The 24,127-nt window shown below is 63.2% G+C and carries 23 protein-coding genes and 1 pseudogene; 5 read left to right on the forward strand and 19 right to left on the reverse strand.

The window, feature by feature from the left end; all coding sequences use genetic code 11:
* Nucleotides 1–106 precede the first annotated feature (106 nt).
* On the forward strand, nt 107–1,624 hold the full coding sequence (locus FJ940_RS24895) for a winged helix-turn-helix domain-containing tetratricopeptide repeat protein (RefSeq protein ID WP_181171812.1): 1,518 nt from the start codon (nt 107–109) through the stop codon (nt 1,622–1,624).
* A gap of 43 nt (nt 1,625–1,667) precedes the next feature.
* On the opposite strand, the gene FJ940_RS24900 is transcribed toward FJ940_RS24895, so the two are convergent.
* From FJ940_RS24900 to FJ940_RS24920, 5 genes and pseudogenes are all read right to left on the reverse strand, one after another.
* Nucleotides 1,668–2,060 carry a GFA family protein gene (locus FJ940_RS24900; protein WP_140515410.1) on the reverse strand — a complete coding sequence of 131 codons (393 nt, stop codon included), beginning with the start codon at nt 2,058–2,060 and terminating at the stop codon, nt 1,668–1,670.
* A 78-nt stretch (nt 2,061–2,138) separates the two neighbouring features.
* Nucleotides 2,139–3,018 (reverse strand): annotated as a pseudogene (locus FJ940_RS24905) (aldose 1-epimerase family protein).
* Nucleotides 3,019–3,223: 205 nt separating this feature from the next.
* The gene (locus FJ940_RS24910) at nt 3,224–3,940 is read right to left on the reverse strand and encodes a Bax inhibitor-1/YccA family protein (protein ID WP_140658213.1); all 717 of its coding nucleotides are present in this window, start codon (nt 3,938–3,940) and stop codon (nt 3,224–3,226) included.
* Nucleotides 3,941–3,963: 23 nt separating this feature from the next.
* The gene (locus tag FJ940_RS24915) at nt 3,964–4,734 is read right to left on the reverse strand and encodes an anti-sigma factor (protein ID WP_140625146.1); all 771 of its coding nucleotides are present in this window, start codon (nt 4,732–4,734) and stop codon (nt 3,964–3,966) included.
* Complete coding sequence (locus FJ940_RS24920; RefSeq protein WP_246671044.1) at nt 4,731–5,252, reverse strand: sigma-70 family RNA polymerase sigma factor; 522 nt, start codon at nt 5,250–5,252, stop codon at nt 4,731–4,733. Before FJ940_RS24920 ends, FJ940_RS24915 begins: the two co-directional genes overlap by 4 nt.
* A gap of 205 nt (nt 5,253–5,457) precedes the next feature.
* On the opposite strand from FJ940_RS24920, the gene FJ940_RS24925 reads away from it, so the two are divergent.
* Together FJ940_RS24925 and mazG are read left to right on the forward strand one after the other, a co-directional pair.
* Nucleotides 5,458–6,642: an amino acid aminotransferase gene (locus tag FJ940_RS24925; protein WP_140658215.1), complete on the forward strand. Its 1,185-nt coding sequence runs from the start codon at nt 5,458–5,460 to the stop codon at nt 6,640–6,642.
* A gap of 89 nt (nt 6,643–6,731) precedes the next feature.
* Entirely contained in the window at nt 6,732–7,556 is an 825-nt protein-coding gene (mazG, locus tag FJ940_RS24930; RefSeq protein WP_140658217.1) for a nucleoside triphosphate pyrophosphohydrolase, read from the forward strand.
* Between the two features lie 6 nt (nt 7,557–7,562).
* Here mazG and hflX read toward each other — a convergent pair whose 3' ends face one another.
* From hflX to dusB, 8 genes are all read right to left on the reverse strand, one after another.
* On the reverse strand, nt 7,563–8,951 hold the full coding sequence (gene hflX, locus FJ940_RS24935; protein WP_140561174.1) for a GTPase HflX: 1,389 nt from the start codon (nt 8,949–8,951) through the stop codon (nt 7,563–7,565).
* A complete protein-coding gene (gene hfq / locus FJ940_RS24940) occupies nt 8,952–9,197 on the reverse strand; it encodes an RNA chaperone Hfq (protein WP_006202172.1) in 246 nt (81 codons plus the stop codon).
* 145 nt (nt 9,198–9,342) lie between these two features.
* Complete coding sequence (locus tag FJ940_RS24945) at nt 9,343–10,206, reverse strand: D-amino-acid transaminase (protein WP_140658219.1); 864 nt, start codon at nt 10,204–10,206, stop codon at nt 9,343–9,345.
* Nucleotides 10,207–10,390: 184 nt separating this feature from the next.
* Nucleotides 10,391–11,752, reverse strand: coding sequence for a sigma-54 dependent transcriptional regulator (locus FJ940_RS24950; RefSeq protein WP_140498569.1), 1,362 nt, complete (start codon nt 11,750–11,752; stop codon nt 10,391–10,393).
* Nucleotides 11,742–14,027 (reverse strand): PAS domain-containing sensor histidine kinase, encoded by a 2,286-nt coding sequence (locus tag FJ940_RS24955; protein ID WP_181171813.1) that lies wholly within the window; start codon nt 14,025–14,027, stop codon nt 11,742–11,744. Before FJ940_RS24955 ends, FJ940_RS24950 begins: the two co-directional genes overlap by 11 nt.
* Nucleotides 14,028–14,156: 129 nt before the next feature.
* Complete coding sequence (ntrC, locus tag FJ940_RS24960; RefSeq protein WP_140498568.1) at nt 14,157–15,617, reverse strand: nitrogen regulation protein NR(I); 1,461 nt, start codon at nt 15,615–15,617, stop codon at nt 14,157–14,159.
* A complete protein-coding gene (locus tag FJ940_RS24965; protein WP_140658221.1) occupies nt 15,614–16,756 on the reverse strand; it encodes a nitrogen regulation protein NR(II) in 1,143 nt (380 codons plus the stop codon). The genes ntrC and FJ940_RS24965 overlap by 4 nt, the downstream gene beginning before the upstream one ends.
* Complete coding sequence (gene dusB / locus FJ940_RS24970) at nt 16,753–17,775, reverse strand: tRNA dihydrouridine synthase DusB (RefSeq protein WP_140658223.1); 1,023 nt, start codon at nt 17,773–17,775, stop codon at nt 16,753–16,755. The genes FJ940_RS24965 and dusB overlap by 4 nt, the downstream gene beginning before the upstream one ends.
* A 239-nt stretch (nt 17,776–18,014) precedes the next feature.
* Between dusB and FJ940_RS24975 the strand changes: the two genes are divergently transcribed.
* Together FJ940_RS24975 and FJ940_RS24980 are read left to right on the forward strand one after the other, a co-directional pair.
* On the forward strand, nt 18,015–19,244 hold the full coding sequence (locus tag FJ940_RS24975; protein WP_140658225.1) for a bifunctional 2-C-methyl-D-erythritol 4-phosphate cytidylyltransferase/2-C-methyl-D-erythritol 2,4-cyclodiphosphate synthase: 1,230 nt from the start codon (nt 18,015–18,017) through the stop codon (nt 19,242–19,244).
* Entirely contained in the window at nt 19,241–19,747 is a 507-nt protein-coding gene (locus FJ940_RS24980) for a CinA family protein (RefSeq protein WP_140557251.1), read from the forward strand. Before FJ940_RS24975 ends, FJ940_RS24980 begins: the two co-directional genes overlap by 4 nt.
* On the opposite strand, the gene FJ940_RS24985 is transcribed toward FJ940_RS24980, so the two are convergent.
* The 6 genes from FJ940_RS24985 to FJ940_RS25010 form a co-directional block, all read right to left on the reverse strand.
* Entirely contained in the window at nt 19,726–20,181 is a 456-nt protein-coding gene (locus FJ940_RS24985) for a type II toxin-antitoxin system RatA family toxin (protein WP_140515423.1), read from the reverse strand. The genes FJ940_RS24980 and FJ940_RS24985 overlap by 22 nt on opposite strands.
* Before the next feature lie 115 nt (nt 20,182–20,296).
* A complete protein-coding gene (lipA, locus tag FJ940_RS24990) occupies nt 20,297–21,262 on the reverse strand; it encodes a lipoyl synthase (RefSeq protein ID WP_140658227.1) in 966 nt (321 codons plus the stop codon).
* Nucleotides 21,263–21,397: 135 nt separating this feature from the next.
* The gene (locus FJ940_RS24995) at nt 21,398–21,655 is read right to left on the reverse strand and encodes a GlsB/YeaQ/YmgE family stress response membrane protein (RefSeq protein WP_140498561.1); all 258 of its coding nucleotides are present in this window, start codon (nt 21,653–21,655) and stop codon (nt 21,398–21,400) included.
* A 99-nt stretch (nt 21,656–21,754) separates the two neighbouring features.
* A complete protein-coding gene (lpdA, locus tag FJ940_RS25000; protein ID WP_140557255.1) occupies nt 21,755–23,200 on the reverse strand; it encodes a dihydrolipoyl dehydrogenase in 1,446 nt (481 codons plus the stop codon).
* A 15-nt stretch (nt 23,201–23,215) separates the two neighbouring features.
* The gene (locus FJ940_RS25005) at nt 23,216–23,851 is read right to left on the reverse strand and encodes an SGNH/GDSL hydrolase family protein (RefSeq protein WP_140557256.1); all 636 of its coding nucleotides are present in this window, start codon (nt 23,849–23,851) and stop codon (nt 23,216–23,218) included.
* Between the two features lie 123 nt (nt 23,852–23,974).
* On the reverse strand, nt 23,975–24,127 hold a 153-nt coding region (locus FJ940_RS25010), incomplete at its 5' end, for a 2-oxo acid dehydrogenase subunit E2 (RefSeq protein WP_181171814.1).

Below are 24,127 nucleotides of genomic sequence, written 5' to 3' on the forward strand. Positions count from 1 at the left end.
TTTGAGGGTGGACCTCGACCTGAAAGAGGTTGAATTGTGCCGGATGCAAACAGCGCCGTAATTAAGCCCTCCCAAATAGTTCTCAAAAGTTCCAAACGGGCTATAGATGCGCCTTATGCAGGGATCGCGCTTTGCCTTCGGTCCGTTCGTGCTTGATCCGGATGCGGGAACGCTGCTTCGGAACGATGATCCTGTTGCCGTCGGCTACCGCGGGCTGAAGCTGTTGGCGGCGCTCGTCGGGCGGCCTGGCGAAATCCTCGACAAGGCCAAGCTGATGGATGCGGCGTGGCCGGGTACGGCCGTCGAGGAAGGCAATCTCACCGTCCAGATCGCGCAGCTGCGCAAGCTGCTTGGTCCGTCCGCCGACGGCGGTGAATGGATCACCACTGTTCCGCGCGTCGGCTACCGCTTCACGGGGATGGTCGAACCCCTCGATGGCGCGAACCGAAAAGCTTTGCCGCTGCCCGACAAGCCGTCGATAGCCGTGCTGCCCTTCGTCAATCTCAGCAACGACCCCGAACAGGAGCCCTTCGCCGACGGATTGACCGAAGACCTGATCACCGACCTGTCCAGAGCCTCGGGCTTGTTCGTCATCGCGCGCAACTCGACCTTCGCCTACAAGGGAAAGGCAGCAGACGTGCGCGAAATCGCCCGGGAGCTTGGCGTGCGCTACCTTCTGGAGGGCAGCGCAAGACGTGCCGCGGGGCGCGTGCGCATCAACGCCCAGTTGGTCGACGCGGCGAGCGGCGACCACCTTTGGGCGGAACGCTTCGACCGCGGGCTGGACGATATCTTTGCCGTTCAGGACGAGGTGACGGCCAAGATCGTGGAAGCGCTGCTCGGCCGGCTGCGCGCGCCGCCGCCGCGCAATCGGCCCAAGACTCTCGAGGCCTACGATCTGTGCGTGCGGGCGCGCAAGCTGATCGACGATTCGCCGCAGACGGCGCGGGAAGCGCATCTGATGCTGACGCGCGCGGTCGCGCTCGATCCGGACTATGCCGAGGCCTATCGCTGGCTTGCCATGAACCACTGGATGGGATGGGTGCATTGGGGCGAACCGGTGGAACCGAACCGCCGTATTGCCCTGGAGCTGGCGCGCAAGGCGGTGGCAATCGATCCCAACGACGCCGGCTGCCGCTGGGTGCTCGGCAACCTGCTTGCCTATGAGCGCGACTTCGCCGAAGCGGATGCCGAGTTCGCCAGGGCGTTCGAGCTCGACCCCAACGAGGCCGATGCCTGGGCGACACTGTCTGACATCTCCGTGCTGGCCGGGCGGGTCGAGGAAGGGCTCGAACAAATCCGCAAGGCGTTCCGGCTCAACCCGTTTCCGGCAAGCTGGTACTATCTGACGCTCGGCGCGGCGCAATATGCGGCGCGCGACTACGAGGCCGCCGTCAAGACGTTGCGCCGGGACGAGACTTACCGCACCAGCTCACGCCGCTTCCTGGCGGCCAGCCTCGCGCAGCTCGGCCGGCTCGACGAGGCGCGCGCGGAAGTCGAACTGTTCCTCGTCGGCAATCCGCATTTCACCACCAGCCACTGGGTCTGGACGGAGCCCTTCCGCGATCCGGCGATGCTCGACCATTTCGTCGATGGCTTCCGCAAGGCCGGCCTTCCGGAGTGAAGCGCCGCTGGTCCGCTGACCACGCCGCCTTCCCGCCGTTTGTCTACTCCTCGAAGCGGCCCGTGGCGTCACGATCGCGCTCATATCGTCTCGTGAGCGGAAACGGCGGCAACCAGGACTCGCGACGGACGATCCAGCTTTCGTAGGTCGGCGTCAGTTGGTCAGGGGCATCCAGGGATCCCAGGTTGACTTCGATTTCGTCGGCGGTGCGGCCGAAAAGGGTCGAGCCGCAGCGAGGGCAGAAAAACCGCCCGGCGTAGTCGCGTGTTTCGCCATCGATCGTGACCGCATCCTGAGGGAAAATCGCGGAAGCGTGAAAAAGGGCTCCATGATGCTTGCGGCAGTCGAGACAGTGACAAAGGCCCACCCGGTATGGGCGTCCAGTCGCCACAATTCGGACGTTGCCGCACAGGCAACCGCCGGTGAATCGGTCCATGCTGCATTCCTCCAAATCAAGCGAGTTGGATGTTTACGAACAACTCCACCATCCATGAACGCGACGCCAGCCTTTCAGCTAATGCGTCTGCGGTTGAAGTTCGATCCGATAGCCGAGCACGCACCTTCCGGCCGGCTCGATCAGCATCACTCCTGGCTTGTCGGCGAATTCGCCATCGAAATCCACCGGGCTGGCGAGGCCGTGCCAGGGTTCGATGCAGAGGAATGGCGCGCCGCCCGGCTTTGACCAGACGCCCAATTCCCGGAATCCGTTCCAATGCATCTCGATCGCCGGACCACGATCGGCACCGTAACGCACAGCGGTGCTGGAAGGCTGGTCCAGGATCAAGGCATCCTCGTCAAACAGCCGATCCGACAAAGCGAGAATGTTGCCCTCGATGGGCGTCGGCTGCCTTGCCGCCTGCAGTAACCCGTCCTTGAGACGGCGGATCGGCGCATGCTCGGGCTTTGCAAAGGTCAGGCGGTAGGCCTCCTTGGGCAGGTCCGGCAGCAGCGGCCAGTTGAATGCCGGGTGCGCCCCGATCGACGCCGGTAGCGGCTCGTCGCCGGTGTTGGTGATCTCGAACGTGACGCCAAGCTGCCGGCCGTCGAGAGTGTAGGTTACCGCCAGAGGCGAAGGGGTAGTGCGTTCGGGTCTCCGCGTCGTCGGTGAGCACCAGCATGCAGGACCGAGAACCCCTCTCCGCCCAGGCAAACGACTTATCGCGGGCGAAGCCGTGCTGCGTCATCGGATAGGTCTGGCCGCGATGGCGCAGTTGGTCGCCCTTCAGCCGGCCGACGATCGGAAACAACACCGGGGAATGACGGCGCCAGGCCGGTCCGGCCTGCCACACAAGCTCCAGCCCATCCGCATCCCGCAGCGAGACCAGTTCGGCCCCCTGCCCGACTATAACGGCCGAGATGTCGTCGCCATGAAGTGTCTGGCTGTCCTGTGCCATATGTTCTCGCGGTTTGTCTTTGCTTGGCCGGCAGGCTAGCAAATGGCCAGGCGTGAACTCAAGGCGGCGGTTTGCATTGCGTTTCACACAGTCACGATGAACGTGCGATGGCACAAGCGGGCAAGGCGCCGTCTCAAATGAAGAGTGGCCGGAGATTTCCCTCCGGCCACGGCAAGATGCAGGGTGTTGCCTGCTACAGTTCGGACTATTCCCGCTCGCCGGTGAAGTTCAGCAACAGCTGGAAGATGTTGACGAAGTTGAGGTAGAGCGAGAAGGCGCCGAAAACGGCCAGCTTCTGCCGCGACTCCGCGTCGAAGTTCTCCGCATACCGTTCCTTGATCGACTGCGTGTCCCAGGCAGTCAGGCCGATGAACACGGCGATGCCGATCACCGAGATGGCGAACTGCAAAGCGGTCGAGCCGAGAAAGATGTTGACGATGCTGGCAATCACCACGCCGATCAGGCCCATGATCAGAAAGGACGAGAACTGGGTCAGGTCACGCCGGGTCGTGTAGCCGTAGAGGCTGGTGGCGCCGAACATGGTGGCGGCGATGAAGAAGGTGCGTGCGATGCTGGTTCCGGTGAAAACCAGGAAGACCGAGGCCAGCGACAGACCCATGACCGCACAGAAGGCCCAGAACATCGCCTGCGCGCTTGCCGCCGACATCGTCTGCATCTTGAACGAGAACAGCAGGACGAAGGCGAGCGGCGCCAGCATCACCACCCATTTCAGCGGGCTGGAAAAGATTGGCACGTAGAGCGCGGGCGTCGACGACACCATGAACGCGATGAGGCCGGTGACCACGAGGCCGAGGCCCATATAGTTGTAGACGCGCAGCATGTGCTGGCGCAGGCCCTCGTCGTAGAGGGCGCCGCTTTGGGCGCCGGTGCCGACGCGGTATCCCAGGTTGGGCGTGTTCATTTGCATTCTCCTTTGTGAACGGATCAGTAAAGCGTTCTCGCAAGCGTCTCGGCGGCGCGGTCGAGGTCGCGGACCTGGCTTTGCGCGACCACCGCATAAGCGACCTCGCCGATCTGGAAATAGGCCGAGGAAATGTCGCCCGAGGGCGCGACGGTCGGCTTGACCACGTCGAAGGTTCCCGGCCGTATCGCGAACAGCGACACCAGGCCCATCTCCTTGGTCTCGACCGCCATCTCGACGCTGGGGCCGAAGCGCGATGGATAGACCTGCACGTCGCGGACCTTCCAGTCCTTGGGCAAGGACGGCATGACGATGGCCGTCGCCGCGCGGATTTCGCCGGCATTGTAGTTTGGCGCCTCGGCCTGCGAAGACATGCTTTCGCGCACAAGGGTCGTCCTGTGCGCGCGCACCGCCTCGTCGACATAGGCGGGCGGCTGCGGCGAGGCGACGACCCTGGTCACAGACATCGGCCCGACGAAGCCGTTAGCCAGCCAGCCGGCAGCGACGAAAGCGGCCACCGCCGCGGCACGTTGCAAGACGCCGAAGATGCGGCCCCGGGCAAGTCCCCTCTCCAGGCGCCGCGCGGCATCGGTCGTCACCGGCCTCGCCATGCCTGATCCGGCCAGCGCCACGCGCAGTTCGTCCCGCATCCTGAGATCAGACATCACACGCGCGGCCTCTTCCGGCCGGGCGGAGAGGAAGGCCTCGACTTCGATACGGCGCGAGACGTCGAGCTGATCGTCGACATAGGCGTCGAGATCAGCGTCCGTCACGGGGTCGATAGTTCCTGTCATGACGGGCCTCCAACGATCCTGAGGTGATTTTTCGCCTTCGTCGGAGCCCCCTCCTCCATCTTCCGAAGCGCGGCGCGCGCCCTACCGATGCGCGACATCAGTGTTCCGAGTGGCACGCCGCTGGCATCGGCCGCCTGGCTGTAGGAAAGGCCCTCAATGGCGACGAGATGCAGGGCCGAGCGCTGTTCTTCGGGCAGGCTGAAAAAAGCATCGCGCACCTGGCCCAGGCGCACCGAATGCTCCTGCGGCGCCGGCGCGCTGCCATCCGCAAGGTATCCAGCCTGTTCGATGCGCGCTGCTTCAGAGCGTCGCGAGCGCATGCGGTCGACGAACGTGTTGTGGACGATGGACAGCAGCCAGGCGCGCAAATTTCCGCCCGAGCGGAAGGTGCCGCGCCGCTCATAGGCGCGCACAAGAGCGTCATGCACGAGATCCTCGGCATCGGCACCGTCGCGCGTCAGCGAGCGCGCGTAACGCCTGAGCGAACCGAGTTGTCCGACGATATCGAAGCGTGGCATCGACCGTTTCATGCCCTGTTTACGGAACATGTGGGGGTTTTAATCCCGGCCCCGCAGATTTTTTCGCGAAACGCCGCAGATATGCAGCCGCCGAGGTAGCTCGCAGCGATGCCAGGCTATGCGATTCAGGCTGGCGCGAGTTAAAACCGCTGGTGCAAGGGGGTCGATTTGCGTATCACTCCGCCGCGCCAACGGAACCATGCAGATGTTTGAAAACCTTCAGCCGGCTGCCGCCGACAAGATCCTTGCCCTGATCGGCCTCTATCGTGCCGATCCTCGACCCGACAAAGTCGACCTCGGTGTCGGCGTCTACAAGGATCGCGACGGCAAGACGCCGGTCATGCGGGCCGTGCGCGAGGCGGAGAAGCGGCTGCTGCAGGGTCAGGACACCAAGACTTATCTCGGCCTCGCCGGCGACACCGGGTTCAATACCGTGATGGCCAGGCTGGCCTTCGGTGCGGATGCAGACATGACGCGGATCCGTGCTGCGCAGGCGCCGGGCGGCTCCGGCGCGCTGCGGCTGGTAGCCGAGCTTTTGAAGCGAACCCGTGCCGATGCGACGGTCTGGTTGTCCGACCCCACCTGGCCGAACCACATGCCAGTGATGCGCGCCGCCGGGCTGCGAATCCGTGAATATCCCTATTTCGACGCGACATCGGGCGCCGTTCGCTTCGACGACATGCTGGCAGCACTGCGCACCGCGAAGCGCGGCGACGTGGTGCTGCTGCATGGCTGCTGCCACAACCCGACCGGCGCCAATCTGGACATCGCGCAGTGGGCCGCTGTCACAGATCTCGTCGTCGAGCGCGGCCTGCTGCCGTTTGTCGACATTGCCTATCAGGGCTTTGGCGATGGCCTCGAGGCCGATGCCGCCGGACTGCGGCTGCTGGCCGAAAAAGTTCCGGAAATGGTCGTCGCGTCCAGCTGCTCGAAGAACTTCGCCGTCTACCGCGACCGTGTCGGCGCGGCGATGATCCTGGCCAGGGACAGCGGGCAGGCCGACGTGGCGCTGGGCCAGATGCTGTCGGCGGCTCGTGCCATGTATTCGATGCCGCCGGACCACGGCGCAGCGGCAGTGCGCATCGTGCTCGAGGACGCGGTCTTGCGCGCGGACTGGGAAGCCGAGCTCGAGGAGATGCGCCTGCGCATGCTCAGGCTTCGGGTGCAATTCGCCGAGGCGCTGCGCCGGCAGTCCAATTCCGACCGCTTCGATTTCGTCGCCAGCCATCGCGGCATGTTTTCCCGGCTTGGGCTCACGGAAGCGCAGGTCGAACGGCTGCGCGCGGAATATGGCGTCTACATGGTCGGCGACAGCCGCATCAATGTCGCCGGCCTGCCGGAAGACGGCATGGACAAGCTCGCCAAGGCGATCGTTTCCGTGCTCGACTGACCGGACTTGTTCGGCGCAACTGTGGACAAGCCCGCTTCGCTCGCCGACAGCATTGGCCGCGCGGCGGACCGCGCGATAGCATCCGCCGCATGAAGCCATCGAAAGACATTTCGCGCCTGATCGAAATCATGGCGGCGCTGCGTGCGCCAAAGACCGGCTGTCCCTGGGATATCGAACAGGATTTCTCGACCATCGCGCCTTACACGATCGAGGAGGCCTATGAGGTGGCCGACGCCATCGCGCGCGGCGATCTCGACGATCTGCGCGACGAACTCGGCGATCTCCTTTTGCAGGTAGTGTACCACGCGCGGATGGCTGAGGAAGCCGGCGAGTTCGCTTTCGGCGACGTGGTCCAGGCCATCACCACGAAGATGATCCGCCGCCATCCACACGTCTTCGGCGACGAACAGGCCCGCAGTGCCGGCATGGCCAAGGGCATGTGGGAGAAGATCAAGGCACAAGAGAAGGCCGAGAAGCGTAGCGCCCGTCTCGCGCGCGGACTCGACCCGGAAGACAACGGCAAGGGGTTTCTGGACAGCGTGCCGGTCGCCCTGCCCGCACTGACGCGGGCATTGAAGCTTCAGGAGAAGGCCGCCCGCGTCGGTTTCGACTGGAGCGAGGCAGCCCCCATCCTCGACAAGATCGAGGAAGAGATCCGCGAATTGCGCGAGGCGCTGGCCAAAGGCCAAACCGCGGAGATCAAGGATGAATTCGGCGATATGCTGTTTGCCGTCGTGAATCTCGGCCGTCACCTGAAGCTCGATTCGGAAGCAGCGCTAAGCGGCACCAACGAGAAATTCCGTTCGCGCTTCCACTATGTCGAGCAGGCCCTGGAGAATTCCGGCAGCTCGCTGGAAAAGGCTGATCTGGACGAAATGGAAGCGCTCTGGCAGGAAGCGAAGAGCGCGAAATAACTGGCGTTAGCCGTTATTCTTGCGACGCAATCTGCTTTCGATCTCTTCGCGGGCACTTTGCGTGGCCTTGAGGGAGATGGTGGCGCTGCCGTCGTCATTGTCGGTTCGCGAAACGACATCGCCATTGCGGTAAAGCCAGTCGACAAGGCCGAACTGCGCCGGCCCGATCGTCACCGTCAGATCTTCAAGCTCGCCGGACATGCGTGTCTCGATGATCGCGTTCAGCGCGTCGATGCCTTCGCCCGTGACAGCCGATATGGCGACGGGAGGCGCCTTGGCATCCGTACTCTCGGCAAGCAGCCGTGCGCGATTGCCTTCATCGAGCAGGTCGACCTTGTTCCAGACCTCGATGACCCGCTTGGTATCGCCGGCGTCGACGCCGAGATCGGCCAGGATGCGCTCGACGTCCTCGGCCTGGGCGGATGTGTCAGGATCGGAGATGTCGCGCAAATGGATGATGAGATCCGCCTCGACCACCTCTTCAAGCGTGGCGCGGAAAGCCGCGATGAGATGCGTCGGCAGGTCCGAGATGAAGCCGACCGTGTCCGAGAGGATGATCGGCGTGCCGTGCGGCAGCCGCACGCGGCGCAGCGTCGGATCGAGCGTGGCGAACAGCATGTCCTGCGCCAGCACCCCTGCCCCGGTCAGCTTGTTGAACAGCGTCGATTTTCCGGCATTGGTGTAGCCGACGATGGCCACCACCGGAAACGGCACCTTCTTGCGCTTGGCACGATGCAGGTCGCGGGTGCGGCGCACCGTCTCCAGCTCGTGCTTCAGCTTGACGATCTTGTCCTGCAGGACGCGCCGGTCCGATTCGATCTGGGTTTCGCCGGGGCCGCCGAGGAAGCCGGCACCGCCGCGCTGGCGCTCGAGGTGGGTCCAGCTGCGCACCAGCCGGCCCTTCTGGTAGTTGAGATGGGCAAGCTCGACCTGCAGCGTGCCTTCCTTGGTGCGGGCGCGCTCGCCGAAGATCTCGAGGATCAGCCCGGTGCGGTCCAGCACCTTGGCGTTGAATTCCTTCTCGAGGTTGCGTTGCTGCACCGGCGTCAGCGGATGATCGACGATGACCACCTCCGCGTGCCCTTCCTTGACGATCTCCGCCAACTCCTCGACCTTGCCGCTGCCGAGCAAGGTCGCCGGACGTGGATCGTTGATGGTAACCACGGCCGTGTGGATCAGATCAAGATCGATGGCGCGGGCAAGGCCGACCGCCTCATCATGACGGGCCTCTGCCGAGCGCGTCAACCGCGGACGGCTGGTGTCGTCCTCGCCGCGCGGCTGGCGGGTAAGCACCGGCACGATGACAACTGCCCGGGTCGGACCCTCGGCCTCCGTCCCCGGCTGATGTGCTGATTTTCCGCGAACGCTGCGGTCCGGGTCCTTCTCACGTGCCAATCAGGCGCCCTGGCTTTCCTCGCCATCGAACATCTGAACCGGCTGGCTCGGCATGATCGTGGAAATGGCGTGCTTGTAGACGAGCTGGGAGTGGCCGTCGCGGCGCAGCAGGACGCAGAAATTGTCGAATGAAGTGACGACGCCGGTCAGCTTCACGCCGTTGATGAGAAAGATGGTGAGCGGGTTCTTGCTCTTGCGAACAGAGTTCAGGAACAGGTCCTGAAGGTTTTGCGATCGTTCCGCCATTGTTCTTGTCTTTCGCCGATCCCCTTCGGTTTGCAGGCCAATGCGCCAAATTAACCAGCACGTGTCAAGCGCGCAAACACCGTCTTGTCGTCAGTAACGACAAGCAGAACGAGATATATTGATGTTCATTCCACCTGTGCGGTTATCAGGCTGGACTTTTTTCCGCAATGTCAAAAAAGGCTTGCCGCAACGAAAGTGTTATCGAGCCGGGGTGGCCGTTGGCGATCGGGTCGCCGTCTATGGCCACGACCGGCATGGCGATCGTGGTCGCGGAACTGATGAAAGCCTCCCTCGCCGCCTTGGCCTCGGCGACGGAAAAACCGCGTTCCTCGATCTTGAGTCCGAGCTTGGCCGCCACTTCAAACATGGTGGTGCGGGTTATGCCGCGCAGAATACCGTGCTCGGCGGGCCTGGTGACCAGAACGCCGTCCCTGGTGACGATCCAGGCATTCGACGACCCGCCTTCCTTGACGTTGCCGTCCGTATCCACGAACCAGGCTTCCTGCGCGCCAGCTTCCTTGGCCTTCTGCTTGACTAACACATTGGCTAGCAGGCCGGTGCTCTTGATGTCGACGCGATCCCAGCGATTCTCGGGCACGGTGATGACGGCGATACCGGTCTCGGCCCGCTTGGCTCCAGCAGCGGGATCCAGCTTCCTGGCGGTGATCACCAGCGACGGCCTGGTATCAGCCGAGGGGAAGGCGAAGTCGCGGCTGGCGACGCCGCGTGTGACCTGGACGTAAACCAGGCCGTTGACGACATGGTTGCGATTGACCACTTCGCGCATGATGAGCGGCAGGACGCCTGGGGTGACCGGCCAGCCGATCGACAGCTCGCTCAGCGAACGGTTCAGCCGGGCGAGGTGACGCGGCATGTCCACGATGAAGCCGCGCGCCACTTCGCAGACCTCGTAAACGCCGTCGGCGAACTGGTAGCCACGGTCTTCGATATGCACAGCGGCATCGGCATGAGCGGTGTAGCGCCCGTTCACATAGGCAATACGCGGCATTTGTCACCTCGGGGGATCTGCTTCGGCTTGTTTAGGCGATTCCGCCTCAACAGTGATGGATAATCGCGTGGGCCACTGAAGCAACTCCAGAAAGCGTGTAACGATTTTCCGGCCGGAACTGCTTGAGCAAGGTATCGAACCGGGCCGGCAATGCATCAAACGTCGAACCGCTCAAGATATCAGGTCAGACGCCGAGCGACTTCAGCTTGCGGTGCAGCGCGGAACGCTCCATGCCGATGAACTCGGCCGTTTTCGAGATGTTGCCGCCGAACCGGTTGATCTGGGCGATCAGATAGTCCTTCTCGAATTGTTCGCGCGCCTCGCGCAGCGGCAGCGCCATGATGTGCTGGTCCGACTGGTTCGGCGTGCGGGGCATGACATCGCCGATTTCGGACGGCAACAGGTCGGCGGTGATCGGCGCATCGACATTGTCGCCGCGCGCCAGAATCATCAGCCGTTCGACATTGTTGCGCAATTGGCGAACATTGCCTGGCCAATTGTGCGCCTGCAGCACCGCCATGGCGTCATCGCCGATGCGGCGCGGCTTGATTCCGGCCTGACGGGCGATCTGCTTCATGAAATTGTCAACGAGATAAGGAATGTCCTCGCGCCGCTCGGCAAGTCCCGGCACCGTCACCGGTACCACCGCAAGGCGATGGTAAAGATCCTCGCGGAAACGGCCATCGGCGATCATCGCCTCCAGGTTCTGCGACGTCGAGGAGATGATGCGGACATCGACCTTGACCCGTTTGGTGCCGCCGACGCGCTCGAACTGCTGTTCGACCAGCACACGCAGGATCTTGTTCTGCGTCTCGCGCGGCATGTCGGCCACCTCATCGATGTAGAGGATGCCGCGATGGGCTTCCTCCAGGGCGCCGACCTTGCGCTCGACGCCGTTCGATTCGGTGCCGAACAGTTCGATCTCCATGCGTTCGGGCGTGATGTTGGCGGCGCTCAGCGTCACGAAAGGCGCGCTCTTGCGCGCCGACAGCGTGTGGATGGCGCGCGCGGCCAGCTCCTTGCCAGATCCCGAGGGGCCAATGATCATGACGCGGCTGTTGGTCGGCGCGACGCGCTCGATGGTCTGGCGCAACTGGCTCATCGCCGACGACATGCCGATCAGGTCGAAGGTCTCGCCGCTGCGCAGCTTGAGATCGGAAACCTCGCGCCTCAGCTTGGAGGTTTCCAGCGCACGCTCGGCAATCAGAATCAGCCTGTCCGCCTTGAAGGGCTTCTCGATGAAGTCATAAGCGCCGCGTCTGATGGCGGAGACCGCGGTTTCGATGTTGCCATGGCCCGAAATCATCACCACCGGCAGGTTGGGGTGCATGGTCTTGATCTCGTCCAGCAAAGCCAGGCCGTCCAGGCGCGAACCCTGCAACCAGATGTCGAGGAAAATCAGCCGCGGGGCTCGGTCGGCGATGGCCGCCAGCGCGGTGTCGGCATCGGATGCCGTGCGGGTTTCGTGACCTTCGTCGCTCAGTATGCCTGCGACGAGCTCACGGATGTCTTCCTCGTCATCCACGATCAGAATATCAGACGCCATTACCGACCTTTTCAGTTTCTCTTTCGTGTTCCGTCCTGCTTTCGCCGCGCGCTGGCGCCACGGCCGCAGGTGGCAGGATGATGCTGATCATCGCGCCGCGCCCGCCGTGGAAATCCGCAGGCGCATCGTGGAGCTCCAGCCTACCGCCATGGTCCTCCACGATCTTCTTGACGATGGCGAGACCAAGGCCCGTGCCCTTCTCACGCGTGGTCATGTAGGGCTCCAGCAGCCGCTGACGATTCTCCCGCGGCAGGCCTTTGCCATTGTCGATGACATCGATGCGAATCGCGCCATTCTGACGTCCGGCTTGAATCCGGATTATGCCGTGCGAACCGTCCTTCTGTTCCAGCCCGTCGATCGCTTCGGCAGCGTTCTTGATCACGTTGCCGAAAGCCTGCGCCAACAGGCGGCTGTCGAAAGTACCCTTGAGCGGTTCGTTGCCGAATATGCGCTCGAACGTGATGTCGGAACGGCTCACCTCGACCAGGAAGGAGGCCTCGCGCAGGGATTCACGCAGGTCTATGGACTTCATCTCGGGCTTCGGCATGCGCGCGAAAGCGGAGAATTCGTCGACCATGCGACCGATATCCTCGACCTGCCGGATGATCGTGTCAGTGCACTGGTCGAACACCTCGCGGTCCTCGGTGATGACCTTGCCGTAGCGGCGCTTGATGCGCTCGGCTGAAAGCTGGATCGGCGTCAGCGGGTTCTTGATCTCATGGGCGATGCGGCGCGCCACGTCGGCCCAGGCAGAGGAGCGCTGCGCCTGGACCAGATCGGTGATGTCGTCGACCGTCACGACGTAGGATTTCTCCTCAGTGCCGTTATCGCCGGCCTCGATGGTGATCTGCACGTTGAAAGTCCGCTCCGTGCCGGCGCGGAAAAACGTCACCTGCTCGCGATAGACGGGCTTGCCCGATTGGCGGCCGATCTCGAAGACGCGGCCGACATGCGGGAGAATGGCGGAAAGGTTCTGCCCCAGCGCCGCACTGGCCGAAATGGCCAGCATGGACTCGGCCGAGCGGTTCACGATGGTGACGATGCCATAGGGGTCGACGCCGATGACGCCCGCGGTGACACCGGCCAGCACCGCTTCCGAAAAGCGCCGTCGCTCGTCGATCAGATCCTTGGCGGACAGGATCTCGTTGCGCTGCGATTTCAATTCCTGCAGCATCTTGTTGAAGGTATTGCCGAGCGAGGCAACGTCGCCGTCGGACGGCCGCACCGGCACGGCGACGTCAAGATTGCCGGTCGCGACCTCGTCGGCAGCGCCGATGAGCTGACGAATCGGCCGCACCAGCCGGTCGGCCACGGCAATGCCGGTCCAGATTGCCGACAGGATGATAATCAAAGTCAACGACAGATAAGGCAACGCGAAAGCCACCTGCGAAGTGCGCCTGTTGTCTTCGAGATTGCGATATTCGTCGGTGTTCGATCTGACGATCTGGCGCGCCTTTATCACCTCGGGATCGACCAGCCGGATCGTGTAGAGGTAGAGCCCCTCGATCTCACGCAGCTTGACGATGGCGCCCATGATGTTGCGCGTGCGCGGCTCGATCAGAACCGGCTTGCCGTCGGTGGCGCTGGCGACCGCTCCCTCCGGCGGTTCCGGCATGGCGAAGTCGGCATCGGTCTTGGCGCTCATCACGAAGGAGCCGTCGGGCTTGATCAGCGCGGCATGCGCCAGCGAGCGGCCCACCGCCTCCTTGCTCATCAGATCGAGGAAGCCAATTCGGTCGAGGCCGTAAAGCGTGCGCGACGCGTCGAGGTCATAGGCCATCGACAGCGTCGTGCCCTGCAGGTTGCGCGCGTTTTCCTGCACATAGGCATCGGCGATGGAAAGCGACGAATTGACGATCGTCTTGGTGCGAATCTCGAACCAGCGGTCGAGACCGATATCGAGCGTGATGGACGCAATGATCGCCACCATGATGGCGGGGATGGCGGCGACGAGCGCGAACATGGCCACGATGCGCACATGCAGCCGCGAGGCTGCCTTACCATGCCGGCGCGCCATGACGATGCGATGCACCTCCCGGCCGATCAGTGCGCTCAGCAACAGGACGAAGACGGCGTTGAGCGCGATCAGCGCCCAGGTTGTCCTGGCGTCGGGCGCAATGGGCGTCGCGCCGACCAGAATAGCGAACGAAATGGCCGCCATCACCAGCGCACCGACGACCGCCACCACGCCGGGCAGCGCCAGCAGCCGGCGCCCGTCACGCGTGCCGGGGTCGTTGAAAAGCGGTTCGTTCGTTGTCGGAGCCTGCGAAGCCATGTCGCCGTCTAGAGCCAGTGATTGCGTCGGATCTATGCAACGCATTGTGGCGATTATGCAACAAGTGTGGCCTGGACGGAAATCTTTCGCTGACAGTCCCCCGGAAAAGCGCTTCGGCTCTATCCCGGCTCAGGCCTGGCGTGACGATTTGTAGACGTTGACGCCCAGTTCGCGAATCTTCTTGCGCAGCGTGTTGCGGTTGAGCCCCAGCAGTTCCGCGGCTTTGATCTGGTTGCCGCGCGTCGCGGTCATCGAGGCCAGCACCAGCGGATACTCGACCTCCGAGAGAATGCGCTGGTAGAGGCCGGCAGGCGGCAATTCGCCGGCAAACGAGGTGAAATAGCGCTGCAGGAAATGCTCGACCGCCTGGCCGATGGACAGGTCGTCGGGAATGAGGTTGCCGCCGCCCGGCACCACGGGACGCTCGCCGGTCTTGAGTTCCGCCTCGATGATCTCGGAGGAAATCTCGTCCTGTGAATAGAGCGCGGCGAGCCTGCGGACCAGGTTTTCCAGTTCGCGCACATTGCCCGGCCAGGGATAGCGCTTCATCAATTCGATGCCGCCCGACGAGATACGCTTGGTCTGGAGACCCTCCATCTCGCCGAGCTTGAAGAAGTGCCGGACGAGGTCCGGCACGTCCTCGGAGCGCTCGCGCAGTGCCGGCAGCCTGAGGGGCACGACATTGAGGCGATAGAAAAGATCCTCGCGGAAGAGCCCCTGGTTGATCAGCGTGCGCAAATCCTTGTTGGTGGCGGCGACGATGCGCACGTCGGTCTTGATCGGCGTGCGGCCGCCGACCGTCGTGTATTCGCCTTGCTGGAGGACGCGCAGCAGGCGCGTCTGCGCTTCCATCGGCATGTCGCCGATCTCGTCAAGGAACAGCGTACCACCTTCGGCCTGTTCGAAGCGGCCGGTTGAGCGGTTCTGCGCACCGGTGAAGGCGCCCTTCTCATGGCCGAACAGTTCCGATTCGATCAGGTCGCGCGGGATGGCCGCCATGTTGATGGCAACGAAAGGGCCGCCACGGCGGCGTCCATATTCGTGCAGCGCACGCGCCACCAGCTCCTTGCCGGTGCCCGATTCGCCCGAAATCATCACCGTCAGGTCGGTCTGCATCATGCGCGCCAGCATGCGGTAGATGTCCTGCATGGCGGCCGAGCGGCCGACCAGCGGCATCGTCTCGGGCTGCTCTTCCGGCCGCGCGTCGATCTTCGGCCGCCGCGGCTCCGACAGCGCCCGGTTGACGATGTTGAGAAGCTCGGTGAGGTCGAACGGCTTCGGCAGATATTCGTAGGCGCCGGTCTCGGAGGCACGAATCGCCGTCATGAAGGTATTCTGGGCGCTCATGACGATGACGGGCAGCTCCGGCCGAGCTTTCTTGATGCGCGGCAGCATGTCGAATGCGTTCTCGTCCGGCATCACCACGTCGGTGATGACGAGATCGCCCTCGCCCGCCGCCACCCAGCGCCACAACGTCGAGGCATTGGAGGTCACGCGCACCTCATGGCCGACACGCGAAAGGGCCTGGTTGAGGACCGTACGGATCGCCGCATCGTCGTCGGCGACGAGAATATTGCCGCGAACGGTCATTTGCGGTCTCCTTCAGCGTCTTCATCGGTGCCGAGCGCCGTTTCCTTCCAGGCCGGCATCAGGATGCGGAACATTGTCGCGCGCGGCGTCGATTCGCATTCGATGATGCCGCCATGCTCGCCGACGATCTTGGCCACCAGCGCGAGGCCCAGTCCCGAGCCGTTCGGCTTGGTGGTGATGAAGGGATCGAACAGGATCGGCAGGATATCCTCCGAGACGCCGGAACCGTTGTCTCGCACGCAGAACTCGAGCGGCAGCGACACGCGATCCTGAGTGCCTGGAACCGAAACGCGAATGCCCGGCCGGAAGGCCGTCGACAGGACGATTTCACCTTGGGGGTCGCCGCCGATCGCCTCGGCGGCGTTCTTGACCAGGTTTAGGAACACCTGGATGAGTTGGTCGCGGTTGGCGAAGACCGGAGGCAATGAAGGATCATAGTCCTCCAATATCTTGATTTTTTTCGCAAAACCGTTCTTGGCGATCGCCTTCACATGGTCGAGCACGACATGGATGTTGACGGGATAGCGGTCGATCGGCCGCTCGTCGGAAAACACCTCCATGCGATCGACCAGCGACACGATGCGATCGGTCTCGTCGGTGATCAGCCGCGTCAGCGCGCGATCTTCGTCTGAAGCGGACAGTTCAAGCAGCTGGGCAGCGCCCCTGATGCCGGAGAGCGGATTCTTGATCTCGTGAGCCAGCATCGCCGCCAGACCGGTCACCGAGCGCGCCGCGCCGCGATGCGTCATCTGCCGGTCGATCTTGTCGGCCATCGACCGTTCCTGGAACATCACCACGACGGAGCCTGGAAACTCCGGCACCGGGGCAACATAGAGATCGACCACCTTCTCGATGCCGAGACGCGGAGACGACACGTCGACCCGGTACTCGTTGACGGGGGCCCGGCGCTCGCGCACCTGGTCGACCAGCGTCAGCAACGGGCTGCCGAAGGGAATGAGCTTTGACAGCGTGTTGCGGGCGAGCATCGTCGCGCTCGAGCGGAAGAAGTCCTCCGCATCGGCATTGGCGAAGGTGATGAACCCCTCCGGGCTGATCATGATGACCGGACGGCGGATGGTGTTGAGCACGATCTGGGCGGCATCCGCCATTTCCGGGCCCTGGCCGACGGAGGCGTTCATGCGGCGCTCCGCATGGGTGCTTGCTCGGCGGCCGAAAACACGTCGCGAAGCAAGATAATCGTCCGCGCGGGGTCGAAAGACGTGAGAATGGCCTTGCGCCTTTCGCCGGCAAGGGCGCCGGCATGGCGGTCCAGATACCAGCCGAGGTGCTTGCGCGCCTGGCGCAGGCCGCTTTCGACGCCGTAGAGCGCCAGCATGTCCTCGTAGTGGGCAATGATGTAGTCGGTCAGTTCCGCAGCGCTTTCCGGTAGCCGGGCAAGCTCGCCTGCCGCCGCGGCCGCGATGGTTCCGGCGACCCAGGGCGCGCCGTAGTGGGCGCGGCCCACCATCACCGCATCGGCGCCGGATTGCTCCAGAACAGCGGCTGCTTGCGCAGGCGAAGACACATCGCCATTGGCGACGACCGGGATCGACACGGCAGCCTTGACGCGGGCTATGGCACGCCAATCAGCATTGCCCTGATAGAACTGGCAGCGCGTGCGGCCGTGCACTGTCACCATCTTGACGCCCGCCTGCTCGGCACGGCGCGCCAGGTCAGGCGCGTTGAGCGCCGTTTCGTCCCAGCCGAGCCGCATCTTCAGCGTCACCGGCACACCGACCGCGCCGACCACGGCGTCGACCAGCGACAGTGCATGATCGAGGTCCTGCATCAGTGCCGAGCCGGCATAGCCGCCGGTCACCTTCTTGGCGGGGCAACCCATATTGATGTCGATGACGTCGGCGCCCTCGCCGACGGCGATGCGTGCGCCTTCCGCCATGTGTGCCGCCTCGCGGCCGGCAAGCTGCACCATATGGACGGGCAGGCCCGAATGACGTATGCGCAGGTCGCATCCGGCCCTGCCTTTGGCGAGCTCGCCGCTTGCCACCATTTCGGATACGACCAGGCCGGCGCCATGCGCATGGGCGCGTCGCCGGAACGGCTCGTCGGTAATTCCCGACATCGGCGCGAGGAACACGCGATTGCGGATACTCACGCCGCCGACGTCGAGAGGTGCGGTCAATTTGGTCAGGTCAAGCATGCACAAAAACCAAGCATGTTCATTTGCTGCACATTCTCTAGCCATATCGGCCGCAATGTGCAACGCGGAATGACGCCACATTACGGCGCAATTGGGAAATGCCGAGCTCGGCTGCAGTCCCGAGCAAAGCGCCGCGCCTTGCACGAACACGCAATGGACGTTTTAGGGCTTCCTGTTCGGCCTACAATCTCTCCGAAAACCGATTACACTTTTGGGGATCGTGCGCTAAGCCAATCGGCATGACTGACGCGAGCGAAAATCAGGCTTTGGAGGCCAACGGCAAGGTCGCGGTGGTTATTGTTGCGGCCGGTCGCGGCGCGCGTGCCGGACAGGCCGATGGCCCGAAGCAATATCAGCAGATCGGCGGTCGCGCCGTCATCGCCCACGTCATCGATATTTTCCTGGCGCATCCGCGTATCGGCCCGCTCGTCGTGGCAATACACACCGAGGATCACGAACTTTTTCGACATGCCGTCGGCGCACACTCCAATCGCGTCACGGCAATTGCGGGTGGCCCCACCAGGCAAGACTCGGTTCGACTCGGACTGCAGGCATTGAGAAGCTACGCACCGGACAAGGTTCTCATCCACGACGCGGCGCGCCCCTTCGTCGACGCGGATCTGATCGACCGTACGATCGCAGCCATCGGCGAGCGCGAGGGCGCGCTCCCGGCGTTGCCCGTCGCCGACACGCTGAAACGCGAATCCACCGCCGGGATGGTCGCCGAAACGGTTTCCCGGAGCGGGCTTCACGCAGCGCAAACGCCGCAGGGTTTCCCATTCCTGGCGATTATGGCCATGCATGAGGAAGCCTATAACAGCGGCAAAACCGACTTTACCGACGACGCCGCGATCGCCGAGTGGATGCAGATGCCGGTCAAACTCGTTCCCGGCTCACCGGACAACGTCAAACTCACCTGGGCACGGGACATCGCCATGGCGGACCAACGACTTTCCAGCGAGCGCATGCGCTTTCCCGATATTAGAACCGGCAATGGCTACGACGTCCACGCGTTCGAGCCCGGCGACCACGTCACGCTATGCGGCATCGCCATTCCGCATGACAAGAAACTGTCCGGCCATTCCGATGCCGATGTCGGGCTCCATGCCCTTACCGATGCGCTGCTGGCGACCTGCGGCGCCGGCGACATCGGCACGCATTTCCCACCCTCCGACCCGCAGTGGAAGGGTACTGCCTCCCGGATATTCGTAGAACATGCGGCAAAGCTGGTGCGCGCGCGCGGCGGCCGCATCGCCAATGCCGACATCACGCTGATCTGCGAGGCACCACGCGTCGGCCCACATCGCGAGGCGATGACGGCTGCCCTGTCGCAGATGCTGGCCATCTCTGCCGACCGCATCTCCATCAAGGCGACAACCAACGAGAAGCTCGGTTTCGTCGGCCGCGAGGAAGGCATTGCGGCGATCGCCACGGCGAGCGTGGTGTTTCCCGGCGAGGTGCCGGAATGAGCAACAGCGAACTGGCAAATGCATTGCTGCAAGCCTGCCAGAAGCGCGGCATCATGCTTGCGACGGCGGAAAGCTGCACCGGCGGCATGATCATCGCCGCGCTGACCGATATCGCCGGCTCTTCCGCCGTGGTCGATCGCGGCTTCATCACCTATTCCAATGAAGCCAAGATGGACATGCTCGGGGTTTCCGCCGCCACGCTGGAGGCTCATGGCGCGGTTTCACGCGTGACAGCGATCGAAATGGCAACCGGCGCGCTGGCGCGCTCCCGTGCCGGGCTCAGCCTCGCCGTTACCGGCATTGCCGGACCGGGCGGCGGCTCGCCGGAAAAACCGGTCGGCCTGGTCTGGTTCGGGATTGGCCTAAGCGGCCGGCCGGTGACGGCCGAGCGCGTGCTGTTCGCCGATGAAGGCCGTGATTTCATTCGCCAGGAGACCGTCAGCCATGCACTCAAGCTGGGATTGCACGCGCTTGGGCATGCTCACGCCGGTCTTGCACCGTAGATGACATCAGCACGCTTTTCGAAGGCTTCGGAGAACATGCGGAAGGCACGGTCGAACATCGTGCCCATCAGGGCGCCCAGAATGCGGCTCTTGAACTCGTAGTCGATGAAGAAGCAGACCGCGCAGCCGCCGTCGGCAGGGTCGAATCGCCAGACATTGGTCAGATATTTGAACGGACCGTCGATGTACTTGACGTCGATCGCACGCTCGTCGGGCTTCAGCAGCACCTGCGTCGTGAAGGTCTCGCGGATCGCCTTGTAGCCGATGCTCATATCGGCGACGAGGATAGTGCGCCCGTCACGCTCCTTGCGCGAGCGCACCGTCAGTGCCTCGCAAAGCGGCAGGAATTGCGGATAAGCTTCGATGTCGGCGACCAAGGCGAACATCTGTTCCGGCGTGTGGGAAACGCGGCGTGTGGCTTCGAATTTCGGCATGAACCCGGCTCTAAAGCGCGTCGCGTCGACACAGACTCATGCGACGCGCTTTAGAGTCTTTGTTTTCGTGCATGTCGTTCTCCCAAAACCCGAGGTCACTTTTGGGCGACATGCATCAGAGCGATTTCTGGAGCTGCGCTTCGCGCGCGGCGCGCAGCCTGGCGAAGTCGTCGCCGGCGTGGTGCGAGGAGCGGGTCAGCGGGCTCGACGCCACCAGCAGGAAGCCCTTGGTCCGGCCGATCGTCTCGAAGGACTTGAACTCCTCCGGGGTGACGAAGCGGATCACCGGGTGGTGCTTTTTCGATGGCTGCAGATACTGGCCTATGGTCATGAAGTCGACATTGGCCGAACGCAGATCGTCCATAAGCTGCAGGATTTCGTTCCGCTCCTCGCCCAGTCCAACCATGATGCCGGACTTGGTAAAGATCGAAGGGTCGAGCTCCTTGACCCGCTGCAAAAGCCTGATCGAATGGAAATAGCGGGCGCCTGGCCGGACCGTCAGGTAGTTCGACGGCACCGTTTCGAGATTGTGGTTGAAGACATCGGGCTTTGCCGCAACCACGACCTCCAGTGCGCCGTCCTTGCGCAGGAAGTCGGGCGTCAGGATCTCGATCGTGGTTGAAGGCGTCGCCGCCCGGATCGCACGGATGACCTCGGCGAAATGCTGCGCGCCGCCATCGGCGAGATCGTCGCGATCGACAGAGGTGATGACGACGTGGCTGAGGCCCATCTGCTTGACCGCGTGGGCGACCCGTGCCGGCTCGTCCGGGTCGAGCGCGGTCGGGATGCCGGTGGCGACGTTGCAGAAGGCGCAGGCACGTGTGCAGATCTCGCCCATGATCATGAAGGTGGCATGCTTCTTGTCCCAGCACTCGCCGATGTTCGGGCAGCCGGCCTCCTCGCAGACCGTCACCAGCTTGTGCGACTTCACGATCTCGCGGGTTTCGGCATAGCCTTTCGACACAGGCGCCTTGACGCGGATCCAGTCAGGCTTGCGCAGCACGTCCTGGTCGGGCTTGTGCGCCTTCTCCGGATGCCGCAGCCGCGGCGCATTGGCGATCGTGTCGAGGACGGTGACCATCGGAACCCTGGTTTTCTTTGCGATCGCCGCCGGCGATCGTCACTTACACGTCATCTAGGACTTTTCAGCACAAAGAAAAAGGCTGCGGCGGTACATGCCGCCACAACCGTTTTCGCATGGCGGAAACGATACCGACTAACGGCGCACCAGACGTCCGGCCCAGATCAGCAGGCAGGCGCCGATGAAACCGGTGATCAGGTAGGCGGTCCAGCCGACGCCAAACACGCCGATGTTCAAGGCACGCAAGATCGCGTTCAGCACCACTGCGCCGGCAATGCCCAAGATGATGTTCATCAAGACGCCGGTATTGCTCTTCATGACCATTTCGGCAAACCAGCCCGCCAGGCCGCCGATTATGATGGCTGCGATCCAGCCCACGCCATTCACGTCCATATGCCCTCTCCTTGCTTGAGAAAAAACGCATCCGGAAACGAACTAACTTGCCGTCGAGCTCCTGCGGCTTTCGCGTCTGAGTCTCGTGCGGCCAATCTATCATGCGTTCAACGCACGGCCATAGGCGTCGAGCACGCTTTCCTTCATCATCTCCGACAGCGTCGGGTGCGGGAAGATCGTGTGCATCAGTTCTTCCTCGGTCGTCTCGAGGTTCATCGCAACGACAAAACCCTGGATCAGTTCGGTCACTTCGGCGCCCACCATGTGGGCGCCAAGCAGTTGGCCGGTGTTCTTGTCGAAGATGGTCTTGATGAAGCCCTGGTCCTCGCCGAGCGCGATGGCCTTGCCATTGGCGGCGAACTGGAAGCGGCCGACCCTGACGTCCTTGCCCTCGGCCTTGGCTTTCGCTTCCGTCAGGCCGACCGAAGCGACCTGCGGATTGCAATAGGTGCAGCCAGGGATCTTCAGCTTGTCGGTGGCGTGCACGCCGGGGAAATTGGCGATCTTCTCGACGCAGACGACGCCTTCATGCTCGGCCTTGTGGGCGAGCATCGGCGGGCCGGCGACATCGCCGATGGCGTAGATGCCGGACACATTGGTCTTACCGTAGCCGTCGACGACGACGCAGCCGCGCTCCGTCTTCACGCCAAGCGTCTCCAGGCCGAGGCCCTCGATATTGCCTTGCACGCCGACGGCCGAGATCATGCGATCGGCCGTGATCTTCTCCACCTTGCCGTCCTTCATCTCGACATGCGCGGTGATCGAGTTGGCGCCTTTCTCGACCTTGGTTACCTTGGCTTCGAGAATGATTTTCATGCCCTGCTTCTCGAACTGCTTCTGGGCGAATTTCGACACCTCGGCGTCCTCGACCGGCATCACGGCCGGCAGCAGTTCGACGACGGTCACGTCGGCGCCCATGGTGCGGTAGAACGAGGCGAATTCGATGCCGATGGCGCCCGAACCCATCACCAGCAGCGACTTCGGCATTTCCTTGGGCACCATAGCCTCGAAATAGGTCCAGATCAGCTTGCCGTCCGGCTCGATGCCCGGCAGCGCCCGCGGCCGGGCGCCGGTCGCCAGTATGATGTGCTTGGCGGTGTAGGTGCCCTCGCCCTTGACGCCTTTCGGCACAGGCGGCTGCGGCTCCATCGGCTTCTTGGCCGTCTTGGAGACGACGATCTCGCCCGGTTTTGTCAGCTTGGCCTCGCCCCAGATGACGTCGACCTTGTTCTTCTTCATCAGGAAGGCGACGCCGCCATTGAGCCGCAGCGAAACCTTGCGCGAGCGGTCGACGACGGCCGACGTGTCGACGCTGACCTTGCCGTTGAGCTTCAGTCCATAGTCCTTCAGATGATCCGAATAATGCATGATCTCGGCCGAACGCAGCAACGCCTTGGTCGGAATGCAGCCCCAGTTCAGGCAAATGCCGCCGAGATGCTCGCGCTCGACGATCGCCGTCTTGAAACCGAGCTGCGCGGAACGCACTGCCGTGACATAGCCGCCGGGACCGGAGCCGATGATGATGACGTCGTAGTTCTCAGCCACGGTTTTCTCCTTCAATCACAATTCCAGCATGACGCGCATGAGCGGCGTCAACGCCTCGCCGATGTTTCGCGTATTTTCGGCATCGAGATGGACGCCGTCGAGCGGCGTGGTCTTGGCCACCGTGCCGGCATCGAAGAAGCCGCAGCCAGCCTCATCGGCAAGCGTGGAATATTGCGGCGCAAGCTCTTTGGAGGCATCGTCGCCGCCGGCAAACATCGCCTTGAACTCGGCATCTTCGGTGCGACTGACGAGAGGCGGCGAGACGATGAGGATCTGCGGCGGCGGCCAGTCGAACGGATAGTCGTGGCCGCGCACGATGTCGATCAGGCGCTGGATGCCTTGTTTGGCCGCAACGGGATTGCCGTGGATCCAGGGCTTCATGTCGTTGGCGCCGAGCATGATGACGATGACGTCGATCGGCGCATGCGTGGTCAGCACCGTCGGCAGCGTTCTTGCGCCATTGCGGTCGGCGCCTGCCAGGTGATCGTCGAACGCCGTTGTGCGGCCATTTAGCCCCTCGGCAATGACATGCACGCCGTCACCGAGCCCAGCCTGCAGCACGCTTGGCCAGCGATCCTCGAGCGCATGACGGCCACCCTCGGCATTGTAGCCCCAGGTCAGCGAGTCGCCGTAGCAAAGAACCGTCTTCATCTTGCTCAACCCGCCCTTGCGAGGGAGTATTCTTCCTCGGCATTGGTGACGACGGCGAATTCCTGCGCCTCCAAGCCGCCGGCGAAGAGGCCGGTGAAGAATTTCCGCACCGCCTTGTTCTTCCTACACCAGCATGCCCATCGGGTTCTCGATCAGCTTCTTGAAGGCGACCAGCAGTTCGGCACCGAGTGCTCCGTCGACGGCGCGATGGTCGGTCGACAGCGTCACCGACATCACGGTGGCGATTCTGATCTCGCCGTTCTTGACCACCGCCCG

The sequence above is a fragment of the Mesorhizobium sp. B2-3-7 genome, assembly GCF_006442695.1.
In the GTDB taxonomy this organism is placed as follows: domain Bacteria; phylum Pseudomonadota; class Alphaproteobacteria; order Rhizobiales; family Rhizobiaceae; genus Mesorhizobium.

Coding starts and splice junctions, on each gene's coding strand:
- hfq (WP_006202172.1), bottom strand. CDS start 9,197: ATGGCGGAACGATCGCAAAACCTTCAGGACCTGTTCCTGAACTCTGTT.
- FJ940_RS24985 (WP_140515423.1), bottom strand. CDS start 20,181: ATGCCGAAATTCGAAGCCACACGCCGCGTTTCCCACACGCCGGAACAG.
- FJ940_RS24895 (WP_181171812.1), top strand. CDS start 107: ATGCGCCTTATGCAGGGATCGCGCTTTGCCTTCGGTCCGTTCGTGCTT.
- FJ940_RS24995 (WP_140498561.1), bottom strand. CDS start 21,655: ATGGACGTGAATGGCGTGGGCTGGATCGCAGCCATCATAATCGGCGGC.
- FJ940_RS24915 (WP_140625146.1), bottom strand. CDS start 4,734: ATGACAGGAACTATCGACCCCGTGACGGACGCTGATCTCGACGCCTAT.
- ntrC (WP_140498568.1), bottom strand. CDS start 15,617: ATGACCGTTCGCGGCAATATTCTCGTCGCCGACGACGATGCGGCGATC.
- lipA (WP_140658227.1), bottom strand. CDS start 21,262: ATGGTCACCGTCCTCGACACGATCGCCAATGCGCCGCGGCTGCGGCAT.
- FJ940_RS24955 (WP_181171813.1), bottom strand. CDS start 14,027: ATGGCTTCGCAGGCTCCGACAACGAACGAACCGCTTTTCAACGACCCC.
- FJ940_RS24950 (WP_140498569.1), bottom strand. CDS start 11,752: ATGGCGTCTGATATTCTGATCGTGGATGACGAGGAAGACATCCGTGAG.
- mazG (WP_140658217.1), top strand. CDS start 6,732: ATGAAGCCATCGAAAGACATTTCGCGCCTGATCGAAATCATGGCGGCG.
- dusB (WP_140658223.1), bottom strand. CDS start 17,775: ATGCTTGACCTGACCAAATTGACCGCACCTCTCGACGTCGGCGGCGTG.
- FJ940_RS24975 (WP_140658225.1), top strand. CDS start 18,015: ATGACTGACGCGAGCGAAAATCAGGCTTTGGAGGCCAACGGCAAGGTC.
- FJ940_RS24920 (WP_246671044.1), bottom strand. CDS start 5,252: ATGCCACGCTTCGATATCGTCGGACAACTCGGTTCGCTCAGGCGTTAC.
- FJ940_RS24980 (WP_140557251.1), top strand. CDS start 19,241: ATGAGCAACAGCGAACTGGCAAATGCATTGCTGCAAGCCTGCCAGAAG.
- FJ940_RS24945 (WP_140658219.1), bottom strand. CDS start 10,206: ATGCCGCGTATTGCCTATGTGAACGGGCGCTACACCGCTCATGCCGAT.
- FJ940_RS24910 (WP_140658213.1), bottom strand. CDS start 3,940: ATGAACACGCCCAACCTGGGATACCGCGTCGGCACCGGCGCCCAAAGC.
- FJ940_RS24900 (WP_140515410.1), bottom strand. CDS start 2,060: ATGGACCGATTCACCGGCGGTTGCCTGTGCGGCAACGTCCGAATTGTG.
- FJ940_RS24965 (WP_140658221.1), bottom strand. CDS start 16,756: ATGAACGCCTCCGTCGGCCAGGGCCCGGAAATGGCGGATGCCGCCCAG.
- FJ940_RS24925 (WP_140658215.1), top strand. CDS start 5,458: ATGTTTGAAAACCTTCAGCCGGCTGCCGCCGACAAGATCCTTGCCCTG.
- FJ940_RS25005 (WP_140557256.1), bottom strand. CDS start 23,851: ATGAAGACGGTTCTTTGCTACGGCGACTCGCTGACCTGGGGCTACAAT.